This window comes from Clostridium sp. AF22-10, assembly GCF_003478725.1.
Lineage (GTDB): Bacteria > Bacillota > Clostridia > Lachnospirales > Lachnospiraceae > Otoolea > Otoolea fessa.
Window position 1 is genome coordinate 14,723 of record NZ_QUFZ01000002.1, and the last position, 11,858, is coordinate 26,580.

Sequence of the window (11,858 nt, forward strand, 5' to 3'; positions counted from 1 at the left end):
TGTGAGAACAAATTTGTATTTGCGTATTGTTCCGGTCAATGGTACAATCATAGGCGGAATTTTGAACCGGTAAACGATAGACTGAAAGGGTACGCCCGTTCACGGACCCATGGAAAAGGTCGGAAACGAAAACGGGAGGAACATATAGATGCAGCAGGAGAATATGAAGACATTGGAATCTCTGGAAGATTTTCGGCATTTTTCGGAAAAAGAGCTGGAAATACGGTTTGACCAGCTTAAGAAACAGATTGTACCAGCGGACAAGACAATCCGGGAGCAGGCAGAAAAGCATTGGGGGCATGTGGCAAAACCGCTTGGCAGTCTGGGAGTCCTGGAGGAAGATATTGTGCGGGCGGCGGCAGCGCAGGGGGAGGAAGTGCCAGACTTCTCCAGGCGTGCGCTTTTAATTTTTTGCGCAGATAATGGGGTAGTCAAAGAAGGAGTATCACAGACCGGGCAGGAGGTTACGGCGGCAGTTGTTTCGAATATGACACGCGGGAGGAGCTGTTCCTGCCTGATGGCAGAAAAGGCAGAGGCAGATGTGTTTCCGATCGATATGGGAATTGCCTGTGAGGTAGAACATCGGGGAGAACTTTATCCCCTAACGGAACGGAAAATCCGCCGTGGAACTTCCAATTTTACAAAAGCAGCAGCGATGACGCGCCAGGAGGTGTTGACAGCCATTTTGACGGGAATTGATGCGGTGCGTGTGCTGAAGGAGCAGGGGTACCGCTTGTCTGCAGTGGGTGAAATGGGGATCGGCAATACGACGACCAGCAGTGCGGTCGCATCGGTTCTGCTGCAAAAGGATCCAGAACTTGTCACTGGAGCTGGGGCGGGTTTAGATTCGGCTGGATGAAACGGAAAACGGAGGCAATCCGGCGTGGAATCGGACTGCATCACCCGGATCCCATGGATGGCATGGAGGTATTGCAAAAGGTAGGCGGATTCGATCTGGCGGCGATGGCAGGTGCTTTTTTGGGCGGTGCCATCTATCATGTTCCGGTTGTGATTGACGGGGTTATCGCGGCAGCTGCGGCGGCAGCTGCTGGAAGAATTGCACCGGCAGCGACGGACTATATGCTGGCAGCCCATGTATCGGCGGAACCGGCGTCTATCTGGCTGCTTGATTTGATAGGAGTAACTCCGGCTATCCAGGCGGGACTTCGACTCGGAGAAGGTACAGGGGCGCTGGCGCTGTTTCCACTGCTGGATATGGCGCTGTCCATTTACCGGGATATGGATACGTTTGCGGAGATGGAAATAGAGGAATATAAGCCGCTGGTGTGATGAGATATACGGATTAAAACATTTTTTGCGTATGTTTTTAAAGCATGGAAACTGCTGCAATTCAGTGAAAAAGAGGATAAATGAACGATGTTATATATAGTTACAGGCGGCAGTGGCAGCGGCAAGTCCGAATATGCCGAACAGACTGCCGTGCAGTGCCGGAACAGGAACGGTGGGACACTCTGGTATCTGGCGACGATGCGGATTTGGGATGATGAAGGCAGAAAACGGGTGGAGCGCCATCGGCGGATGCGCGCGGCAAAAGGGTTTGAGACGATTGAGCGGTATACGGGGTTAGAAACATTAGAATTAGAGGAGAGATTCGAAGAGTCCAATTCGGCTGGTTTGGACGCTGAACAGGAAAACGATAGTTTGAAGCGCTGGGAGTCCTGCCGAGTGGCACAAAAACCAGTGCTTCTCCTTGAATGTATGTCCAACCTTGTCCTCAATGAATTTTATGCTCAGGAAAATGGTGCGCAAGAGCGGATTCTGCAAGGAATAAAACGCTTGCAAAACCAGTGCCATGACCTTATCATTGTAACGAATGAGATCTTTTCGGACGGTGTGACGTATGATCTGGAATCGGAGCGGTACATAGAGCTTCTGGGACGGATCAACCGGGAACTGGGACAGATGGCGGATTCGGTGACGGAAGTGGTGTATGGAATTCCGATTGCGGTGTCAACACCTGTTTTTGCAGCCGATGAAAGGACAAAAGATGTAGGGTAGTCAGTGAGTGGAACAGAGCGGAATGCCTGCTAAAGTTATAGTTGCCAGAATAGAGTCAGGGGGATCGAAGATTGAATCTGATAGGAAGTTTTGTCATTGCATTTTCTATGTATTCACGCATTCCGATGCCGCGCATGGACTGGACGGAAGAGCGGATGCGCTATGCGCTTTGTTTTTTTCCGCTGATCGGGGCGGTGATCGGGGCGGTAGAGATAGCCACGTTTGCGCTCTGTGAAATTTTGGGTGCTGGAGTTCTGTTCCGGACCTGCCTGTTGACGGCGGTTCCACTATTGATTACTGGTGGAATCCATATGGACGGGTATCTCGATGTGACGGATGCGCGCCATTCCTACGGCGAGCGGGAAAAAAAGCTGGCGATTTTAAAAGATCCCCATACGGGGGCGTTTGCGATCATCGGTCTGGGGCTGTACCTGCTTCTCTATGCGGGGGCAGTTTCTGAGCTTGTGGGAGCAGATGTGTGGCTGCTGCCGGGGGCGCTTATGCTGGAACGCGCCTGCAGCGGCTATTCGGTGGTGGCATTTCCAAAGGCGAAAAAGGACGGGCTTGCCGCTGAATTTTCCAGAAGTGCCGAGACAAAGGTTGTTCGCGTGAGTATGGCAGTTTTAGCAGTGTTGGCGATCAGCTGGATGATTTACTGGGGACATCTGCGCGGCGCTCTGGCAGCGTTGACGGCTCTTGCAACCTTTGTTTGCTATTATCGTTTTTCCATGCGGGAATTTGGCGGCATCAACGGCGATCTGGCAGGGCATTTTCTGCAGAGCTGCGAGCGGAATGTGCTGCTGGTGCTGGCGGCGATGCGGCTGGCAGGTACGTGCCTGCGATTTTTGAATTTTTAAGCGAGGAAAAGCAGAATGATTTTTATAATTGGCGGCAGGGAACAAGGAAAGACAGCGTATGCGATGAAATTGTGGGAAAAACGTACTTTGGAACGGAGGAAAACAAAAGACTTATCCACCGTTCTGAATCGATCGAAAAATCCAGAAGCGTGTAGAGTTACGGCACGCATCGCGGACGGGAGATTAGAAACGGACGAACAGACGATCATGCAGGCGGATCTGATCACGCATTTTGAACTGTTTGTGAGGCGTGAGATGGAAGCCGGGCGCGATCCATACGTGTTTGCAGAACGCCTGATGCAGGAAAATCCGGATGCATTCGTGACGGCGGATGAAATCGGCTGCGGCATTGTGCCGATGGAAGCATTTGAGCGCGATTATCGGGAGACAGACGGGCGCATTTGCCAGCGGATCGCCGCATATTCGGAGGAAGTGCACCGGGTTATCTGCGGTCTGGGAATGCGGATCAAATAAAAGAATAGTTGGGAGTAGACAAAATGACAGCAATCAGTAAAGTATTGACAGGAATGATAGAAGGCAGAATGGTCGGATATCACTTAGCTGCGATTCTGGCAGGTTATCTTCTGGATCTGTGCCTGGGTGATCCGCATTCGATGCCACATCCAGTCCGGGCGATCGGAAATCTGATTGTGTGGCTGGAAAAATATTTGCGTCCAGCTGGAAAAAAGCATGCAACGGAACGGGGGGAACGCCGCGCGGGCGTTCTTTTTGTGTGTCTGGTGCTGCTTGTGACAGGCAGTGTGGCAGGCGCAATCCTCTGGATTTCCCGTCTGGGCGGCATCTGGATTCAGACAGTAGTCGAGGCGGTCATGACTTACTATCTGCTGGCGGCGCGCTCCCTGCGGGATGAGAGCATGGCGGTCTGCCGGAAGCTGGAGGCGGGAGAGATCGAGGGAGCCCGCTATGCAGTGTCGATGATTGTCGGGCGCGATACGAAACCTCTTTCAGAGGCGGGGATCGCACGGGCGGCAGTTGAGACGGTAGCGGAAAATGCATCGGATGGAGTGATTGCGCCTTTGTTTTATCTGGCGATCGGAGGTCCGTTTCTTGGCTGGCTGTACAAGGCAGTCAACACGATGGATTCGATGGTCGGATATAAAAATGACAGGTATCTGCATTTTGGACGCGCGGCAGCAAAACTGGACGATCTGGTAAACCTGATTCCGTCGCGTCTGGCAGCGCTTTTATTGATAGTATCTGCATACCTTTTACGATATGACGGAAAGAATGCTTACCGTATCTGGCGGCGTGATCGCCGGAACCACAAAAGCCCCAATTCCGCGCAGACCGAGTCGGCATGCGCCGGCGCGCTGAGCTTGCGACTGGCGGGCGATGCCTGGTATTTCGGCAAGTTAGTTCCGAAGCCATATATCGGTGATGAGATACACCCGATTGAACCGCAGGACATCCGCCGTGTCAACCGCCTGATGTATGGAGCGGCGGGAATCATGGGACTTCTGGCACTGGTGATGCGGGCCGTGATTTTGTTTTGATAAGGGAATTTTAACAAAGAAGAATATAAAAAAAGCAAAAAATCCAAATAATGAAGCAATCAAACAGATAAAAATATCAAAAACAGAACGAACGAAGGAAAGAGTAACCAGATAAAGAATACACAAAAAAGAGGGAACAACAGGGAGGAAGCATCTATGCCATACACGCACGGCGGCGATATTTACGGTGATGCAGCCGTAGAGTTAGATTTTTCAGTCAATACAAATCGTCTTGGAATGCCGCAGGCGGTCCGTGATGCTGTGATGGCATCGGCGGCTGCTTGGGAACAATATCCGGATGCTTTATGCCGGAAGCTGCGGCGTGCAGCGGCTGCTTTTTATGAGGCAGACGGCACGCCGATTCCGGAGGACTGGCTCGTGTTTGGAAACGGTGCTTCGGATATTTTATATGCAGTTGTCTCAGCGATTCGGCCCAAACAGGCGATTTTGCTGGCACCGGGATTTTCGGAGTATGAGCAGGCGCTTCGGATGTGCGGCTGCGAGATCCGGTGGCTTCATTTAAAGGAAGAAAATGGATTTTCCCTGGAGAGTACGAGGGAAGAATTGTATGCCATGCTTTGCGATGGCTCCGGGGATGCATCGAAGATAGATTCGGTCCCAACTTTATCCTCTAAACATGAAAACGTCTGGGAAAAAATATTGATTCTCGGAAATCCCAATAACCCGACAGGGCGCGCTATTTCAGCCACCGAGCTGGAAAGGTTGGCACAGGTCTGCCGGGAAACACATACCTGGCTTATGCTGGACGAGTGTTTTCAGTGGTTTTTGGATACACGGAGAGAATGTTCGTTTGTTGGAAATTTGTTAAATGGTGTTGGAGATCACGTTATTCTCTTAAATGCCTTGACCAAAATCTGCTCAATGGCAGGCCTTCGCCTGGGCTATGGCATCATCCCCAATGCCGGACTCCGGGAACGCCTCGAGAAGTTCCGCCAGCCGTGGAGTGTCTCGGCTCCGGCGCAGGCGGGCGGGGTGGCGGCATTTGCGGTACTGGCGGATCATTCAGAAGGAAATCTGCTGGAATGGACGGTTAAATCTTTGCAGACGGAACGTCCGCGGCTGGCGGAAAAACTGGAAGAACTGGGATTTATCGTTTATCCGTCCCAGACAAATTATCTGTTGTTCCGTTCGCCGGATGAGGATTCGCGCGATTACAAACAGGGATGTTTAGAGCATGGCATTTTGATTCGCGCCTGTGAGAATTTTGAAGGGCTGAACCGTCATTATTACCGGGTGGCGGTGCGGAACCGGGGAGAAAATGAAAGGTTGATAAATATTTTGAAAGAGGTACAATCTGAAGAAAAACACAATGTGAATTTGTAATATAAAACGAACCCGTAACTGTTCAGTAGGTCTGCGCATTTACTGCGCTGACCGTACGAAAACATGGGCCAGCAGGCAAAAATCCCATTGCCGTAGGCAATTTTTAATGGATTTTTGCGCGTGACTGTGAAGGTACTGAACAGTTACACGAACCCATAAAATAGCCTCTGTCATTTGAAAGGACAAATGGCAGAAAAATAGTTTCGGTTAAGCACAAAATAGCTTCGAATTAAATAGCTTTGAGCAACCATTATTTGGTAAGACACTCAAAAATAAGGAGGATTTCACCGTGGCAAAAGCAATCATGATACAGGGAACGATGTCCAATGCGGGAAAAAGCCTGCTGGCGGCGGGACTCTGCCGGATTTTCAAGCAGGACGGCTACCGCGTGGCGCCGTTTAAATCGCAGAATATGGCGCTGAACTCCTATATTACCAGCGAGGGATTGGAAATGGGACGCGCACAGGTAGTGCAGGCGCAGGCGGCGGGCTGTGAGCCATCGGTGGACATGAATCCGATTCTCTTAAAGCCATCCAGCGATGTCGGTTCTCAGGTGATCGTGCGCGGTGTTCCGATCGGCACAATGCCCGCGAAGGAATATTTCAAGTATAAAAAGCAGCTAATCCCGGAAATCAAGAAAGCGTTTCAGCACTTGTCCGAACAGTACGATATCATCGTGATCGAGGGCGCCGGCAGCCCGGCGGAAATCAACTTAAAATCGGATGATATCGTGAACATGGGAATGGCGCGCATGGCGGGTGCGCCGGTGCTGCTTGCCGGGGACATCGACCGGGGCGGCGTGTTTGCACAGCTCTATGGAACGGTAGCGCTTCTGGAACCGGATGAACAGGCGATGGTAAAGGGGCTTATCATCAACAAATTCCGCGGCGATAAGACGATCCTGGATCCAGGTGTTGAGATGATCGAGAAATTATGCAAGATTCCGGTGGTCGGCGTCGTTCCGTACATGGACGTGGATATCGAGGACGAGGATAGCTTAAGCAGCCGCCTTTCATCCACAGGGCGGAATAATACCCTTAAACAGGAAAACGAGTCATCTGAAAAACATGTAGAGGCATGGATCGACATTGCAGCCATCCGCTTTCCGCGTTTATCCAATTTCACTGATCTGAACGTCTTTGACCCGATCCCCGGCGTTTCGGTGCGTTATGTGAGCCGCCTGTCTGAGCTGGGACGACCGGATCTGATTGTTCTTCCGGGAACGAAGAATACGATCGAGGATCTGCTCTGGATGCGGCAGAATGGTCTGGAAGCGGCAGTTTTAAAGAAAGCAGCCGGAGGAACGCCGATCTGGGGCATCTGCGGCGGCTATCAGATGATGGGACAGACGCTGTCAGATCAGGAAGGAACCGAGGCGGGTGTGCCTGGGCGTACGATCTCCGGTATGGGACTTCTGCCGTTACAGACACAGTTTCAGGAAGAAAAGACCAGGACACAGGTCAAGGGATGTTTCGGGACGGTCAGCGGTATCTTTTCCGGGCTTTCGGGGATGGAGGCGGAAGGATATGAAATACATATGGGAGAGACATCATCGGTCGGCGGTGATATTGTTAAGAACGTGATCAAGGAGCAGGAAAAAGCCGTAAATCATAGTTTATTGAAACTCAGGGAAGAACAGGCGGGAAACCACACTGAAAAACAGGATGGCTGCTGCCGGGACAACCTCTACGGCACTTACGTCCACGGCATTTTTGACAAGGCAGAGGTGGCGGAGACGATTGTCTGTGCGCTGATGAAAGAAAAAGGAATGGAGCCGGAAGTCGGCGGATTATCGTTTGATTATGAGAAATACCGGGAAGAGCAGTACAACCGGCTGGCAGACACGATGCGGAAGTACTTGGATATGGAAGCAATTTACCGGATTCTGGAAGAGGGAGTGTAAATAGATGGATGAAAAAATGAAAGAACTCAGTCAGGTATTGCCGTCGGAGATCGAGGCGAGAAGTTTTGAGATTATCACCGAGGAGCTGGGGGAACGGACATTTCCGGAGAAAGAAGCACCAATTGTGAAACGCGTGATTCACACGACAGCCGACTTTGAGTACGCAGATTCGCTTGTATTTTCACCGGGCGCAGTCGATAAGGCGTTGGAAGCCCTGAAAAATGGGGCGTGCATCGTGACTGATACGAATATGGGAAAATCCGGCATCAACAAGCGCGCGCTTGCGTCGCTGGGCGGTGAGGTCTACTGTTTTATGGCGGACGAGGATGTCGCGAAGAAAGCGGCAGCGTCCGGGACCACCCGTGCGGTTGCCAGCATGGACAAGGCGGCAGAAATGGGAAAAGACTGTATTTTTGCAGTTGGGAATGCACCGACCGCGCTGGTGCGTCTGTACGAGTTGATTCAGGAGGGAAAAATCCATCCGAAGCTTATCATCGGCGTGCCGGTCGGCTTTGTCAATGTCGTGCCGTCCAAGGAATTGATTATATCCTTGCCGGACACTCCTTATATTGTGGCAAGAGGCAGAAAGGGCGGCAGCAATGTAGCCGCCGCGATCTGCAATGCATTGATTTATCAGTTGACGCGCAAATAAGATGTGATGGTGTTAAATCTGCGGTATTAAAATGTACATGGATGCATTCTCAAAAGATATGCTGGATATGGGCGGATGTTTATCAGCAGCCAAAGCCACCGCCGCCACAGCAGCAGCACAGGAGCAGGATCCAGATCAGGCAGTCGCAGTTGTTGCCGCCGCATCCGTGATCAAAGCATCCGCCGCCACATCCGCCGCAGCACAGCAGAATCAGAATCAGGAAGAGACAGTTGTTGTTGCCGAAACCGCCGCATCCACAGCCACAATTACAGCCGCAGCTTCCTCCGTTGTTATCACATCCGCAACCGCAGTTGGTAGCCGCTAAATCACTCATGGTTATGTCCTCCGAGATTTTCTATACACTTCATCATATGAGGGGCAGCTTGCCACAGTTTCCATAAATCAGGAAAATTAGGACGGAAATATTTTACTATAAATTTTTTGTTGAAATAATCGAGATAACCGGGCGGATCGACATGGATGTTTATCCATAACGATTTGTCACAGAACATTGTACAACGAAATGAAAAGAGGAATGAAAATGGAACCGTTATATTATCAGACACCGTATGTAAAAGAATTTGATGCCATCGTCACCGCCTGCCGTCCGGCAAAGCACGGATTTGAGGTGGAACTTTCCCAGACCGGATTTTACCCGGAGGGCGGCGGACAGCCGTCGGACACCGGACGGATCGGGGAAGTGCACGTGACACATGTGGAGGAGAAACATGGCGTGGTTGTTCATGAGACGGACGCTCCGCTGGAGGTGGGAAGCACCGTTCACGCGGCCATCGACTGGGAACAGCGTTTTTCCAACATGCAGCAACATACGGGAGAACATATCATATCGGGGCTGATTCATGCCGCATACGGATATGATAATGTCGGATTTCATATGGGACACGATGAAGTGACGGTCGATCTGAATGGTCCGCTTAACTGGGAACAGTTAAAGGAAATCGAGAAGAAGGCAAATGCGGTTGTCTGGGCGAATCTTCCGGTACAGGTGACATATCCGGGTGAGGAGGAATTGAAAACCATCGATTACCGTAGCAAGAAAGAGCTGACCGGTCAGGTCCGCATCGTAGAGATTCCGGGGGCGGATATCTGTGCCTGCTGCGGCACACACGTGGATTACACGGGAGAGATCGGCGTGATCAAGGTGCTTTCCCTGATGAATTACAAGGGCGGCGTGCGTTTCTCCATGCTCTGTGGTGACCGTGCGCTGGAGAATTTTGAGGCGAAGACGGAGCAGATGCAGACGATCTCTAACCTGCTTTCTGCAAAACCGGAGAAGGCGGCGGAGGCGGTCAGCCATCTGAAAGAGGAGAGCGGGCGCAAGGACGGTGAGATCAACCACCTCTGGCAGCGCATTCTCACCATGCAGGCAGACGTCTATCCGCAGGGTCAGAAAGCGCTGGCTGTATTTGAGCAGGGCATGACGCCAGTTCTGGTGCGTCAGTTTGCAAATCTGCTATTGGAACAGGAAAAAGGAGAGACCGTGCTGGTGTGCTCTGGCGATGACGCGTCAGGTTATAACTACACAGCCGGAAGCCTCGGCCGTGATATGCGTGCATTCGGAAAAGAATTAAACGCTCGTCTGCAGGGACGCGGCGGTGGGAGCACCCAGATGGTGCAGGGAACATTCCGGGCGTCGCGGGAAGAAATTGAAAAAGTCTTTCAAGAGCTGGCGCGGATAGAAGCGTAGCTGTTTAGAAGGTTTGCGTGTTTACTGCGTGAAGTATGAGAAACGGTTTGACTTAGATTCATAAAACGGAAAAAAGCTTCCTGTGCAGCAGAGCCAATCTGCCATGCAGCCAGGAAGCTTTTTTATACAGTTTCTATCGTATCATTCAAACATTTTTTTATACAACGGCAAGATACATACCGTGTACACCTTAGAAGAGAGCTTACTCCCCCTGATACATAAATTTAATCAGTCGGTCTAAGTCCTCTTTCTCATAAGCAACCAGTTCCAGCTCTTTGATATAGCCATTGGAAAAAATATTTGCCATCGACAGATACTGGGACAGCTTGGATTTCAGGTTGATGCGGTCGCCCTCCGGGGAAACCAGCTCGACGGTTCCTTTGCAGGAATCAATTACTTTAAAAAATGTGTTTACATCGGAAATATTCTGGATTTTCATATTTAGCCCTCCTTCATGGATTGGCACACAACCCTGTGTGCAGTTTATAATTTCGTCAATCTTTTAACAATGATAATTATAACAGACCTCTATAAAGGGCGCAATGCTCACATTTTCCAAAAAAATCCTTAAAAAAATATCCCTGTATGTCAAAAATACAGGGATGTCCAAGAAAAGATTGTCTATTAATTGTCAAAATCAATATGAAACGTGTCGTTATTTGCGGTAATATGAACATAGGAGAGATTGAAAGACTCATCCAGAATGTCTACCTTGTATTCAAATACGACGCCATTGTCTTTTTTGGAGAGAAACAGATAGGTTCCATTTTCTTTTTCCTCCATCTGATCGCAGATGTCGTTGTAGATATTCTCGCCGTTTACCTCGCCCGGATAGCCGGAAGCTTTGATCTTGTCTTCGATTGCTTTGTAAAATTCTTCCATCGTTGTAACTCCTTTATTGGTATTAGTCAATCTTTTTATACTCATTGTATTGAATTTAAATGTGTTATAAGTATACAAAATCTGCACTGTTCTGGCAAGACAAAACAAGGATTACTTTTTACGTATACGGGTATTAATAAAAGAGGGTTACTGTACACGCATACGTAAAAAGTAACGGAATTTGCCGTGGCTTCGCATTTCAATAGGGCAAATTCCTGCTGCCACCACGTTTTCTTACGGCACTTTCGGTTCCAAAAGTGCCTACCCGTGAACAGAAACAAAAGAGGTTCTAAAATGAAAAATAGATCTGCCTCATGCTTGATTTATAAAACGTGAAACCTTATAATAATACGGAAATACGATTTTGAAGAGATGAACTCAATTCCGGTGGCATAGAAACAAACGAAGTAACTGTTCAGTAGGTCTGCGGATTTATTGCGCGTGACTGTGAAGGCACTGAACAGTTACCAAACGAAAATAGTGGGAGAAGAGAAATGTCCTATTTTCCGATTTTTATAGATATGACAGATCGGCAGGTACTGGTTGTGGGAGCTGGAAGTGTGGCATCGAGGCGGGTCGGCGTGCTGGAAAAATTTGGCGCAGCGATCACGGTGATTGCACCGAACACTTCGGAAGAGATACGGAAGCTGGCGGATTCACGGAAAATCCGTCTGATTGAACAAACCTATGAGGAAGTTCGAGATACGATCTGGCAGGAAAAAAACTTTTTTATGGCGCTGGCAGCGACCGGGCAGACGGGGACGGACGCAGGGATCAAGGAGGATGCGTCGAGCCATTCCGTCTGGTTTAATATGGCTTCCGATAAAAGTCAGTCAGAGTTTTATTTCCCGGCGATCGCCCAGGGCAGAGAACTGACAGCCGGATTGATTTCTGGCGGAGCGGATCCGGGATTGACGCATCGTGTGGCAAAAGAAGTACGCCGCGTACTGGCGGAGGCAGAGGTAGAAGATACTTAATA

12 protein-coding genes and 1 pseudogene are annotated in these 11,858 nt (G+C 50.0%); 10 read left to right on the forward strand and 3 right to left on the reverse strand.

The window, feature by feature from the left end; genetic code table 11:
- Nucleotides 1-163 precede the first annotated feature (163 nt).
- The 8 genes and pseudogenes from cobT to DWX91_RS01530 all read left to right on the forward strand — a co-directional run bounded on the left by cobT (nt 164) and on the right by DWX91_RS01530 (nt 8,289).
- Nucleotides 164-1,290, forward strand: a pseudogene (gene cobT, locus DWX91_RS01495) (nicotinate-nucleotide--dimethylbenzimidazole phosphoribosyltransferase).
- 87 nt (nt 1,291-1,377) lie between these two features.
- Nucleotides 1,378-2,019, forward strand: coding sequence for a bifunctional adenosylcobinamide kinase/adenosylcobinamide-phosphate guanylyltransferase (locus DWX91_RS01500; RefSeq protein WP_118472661.1), 642 nt, complete (start codon nt 1,378-1,380; stop codon nt 2,017-2,019).
- A 71-nt stretch (nt 2,020-2,090) separates the two neighbouring features.
- Nucleotides 2,091-2,876 (forward strand): adenosylcobinamide-GDP ribazoletransferase, encoded by a 786-nt coding sequence (locus DWX91_RS01505; protein WP_118472660.1) that lies wholly within the window; start codon nt 2,091-2,093, stop codon nt 2,874-2,876.
- Between the two features lie 15 nt (nt 2,877-2,891).
- Nucleotides 2,892-3,350 (forward strand): bifunctional adenosylcobinamide kinase/adenosylcobinamide-phosphate guanylyltransferase, encoded by a 459-nt coding sequence (locus DWX91_RS01510; protein ID WP_118472659.1) that lies wholly within the window; start codon nt 2,892-2,894, stop codon nt 3,348-3,350.
- Between the two features lie 23 nt (nt 3,351-3,373).
- A complete protein-coding gene (gene cbiB / locus DWX91_RS01515; RefSeq protein ID WP_243017818.1) occupies nt 3,374-4,390 on the forward strand; it encodes an adenosylcobinamide-phosphate synthase CbiB in 1,017 nt (338 codons plus the stop codon).
- Between the two features lie 156 nt (nt 4,391-4,546).
- Nucleotides 4,547-5,734 carry a pyridoxal phosphate-dependent aminotransferase gene (locus DWX91_RS01520; RefSeq protein WP_118472658.1) on the forward strand — a complete coding sequence of 396 codons (1,188 nt, stop codon included), beginning with the start codon at nt 4,547-4,549 and terminating at the stop codon, nt 5,732-5,734.
- A 289-nt stretch (nt 5,735-6,023) separates the two neighbouring features.
- The gene (locus DWX91_RS01525) at nt 6,024-7,637 is read left to right on the forward strand and encodes a cobyric acid synthase (RefSeq protein WP_106999939.1); all 1,614 of its coding nucleotides are present in this window, start codon (nt 6,024-6,026) and stop codon (nt 7,635-7,637) included.
- Between the two features lie 16 nt (nt 7,638-7,653).
- Nucleotides 7,654-8,289, forward strand: a complete 636-nt coding sequence (locus DWX91_RS01530) for a precorrin-8X methylmutase (RefSeq protein ID WP_107000405.1) — start codon at nt 7,654-7,656, stop codon at nt 8,287-8,289.
- A gap of 82 nt (nt 8,290-8,371) precedes the next feature.
- Here DWX91_RS01530 and DWX91_RS01535 read toward each other — a convergent pair whose 3' ends face one another.
- Nucleotides 8,372-8,623 (reverse strand): hypothetical protein, encoded by a 252-nt coding sequence (locus tag DWX91_RS01535; protein WP_022359551.1) that lies wholly within the window; start codon nt 8,621-8,623, stop codon nt 8,372-8,374.
- Between the two features lie 207 nt (nt 8,624-8,830).
- Here DWX91_RS01535 and DWX91_RS01540 point away from each other — a divergent pair, with 207 nt between their 5' ends.
- On the forward strand, nt 8,831-9,997 hold the full coding sequence (locus DWX91_RS01540) for an alanyl-tRNA editing protein (protein WP_106999938.1): 1,167 nt from the start codon (nt 8,831-8,833) through the stop codon (nt 9,995-9,997).
- 202 nt (nt 9,998-10,199) lie between these two features.
- Here DWX91_RS01540 and DWX91_RS01545 read toward each other — a convergent pair whose 3' ends face one another.
- Together DWX91_RS01545 and DWX91_RS01550 are read right to left on the reverse strand one after the other, a co-directional pair.
- Nucleotides 10,200-10,436, reverse strand: coding sequence for a hypothetical protein (locus DWX91_RS01545; protein ID WP_022359553.1), 237 nt, complete (start codon nt 10,434-10,436; stop codon nt 10,200-10,202).
- 185 nt (nt 10,437-10,621) lie between these two features.
- Complete coding sequence (locus tag DWX91_RS01550; protein ID WP_118472657.1) at nt 10,622-10,879, reverse strand: hypothetical protein; 258 nt, start codon at nt 10,877-10,879, stop codon at nt 10,622-10,624.
- Nucleotides 10,880-11,373: 494 nt separating this feature from the next.
- Here DWX91_RS01550 and DWX91_RS01555 point away from each other — a divergent pair, with 494 nt between their 5' ends.
- Nucleotides 11,374-11,856, forward strand: coding sequence for a bifunctional precorrin-2 dehydrogenase/sirohydrochlorin ferrochelatase (locus tag DWX91_RS01555; RefSeq protein ID WP_106999937.1), 483 nt, complete (start codon nt 11,374-11,376; stop codon nt 11,854-11,856).
- Nucleotides 11,857-11,858: the final 2 nt, after the last annotated feature.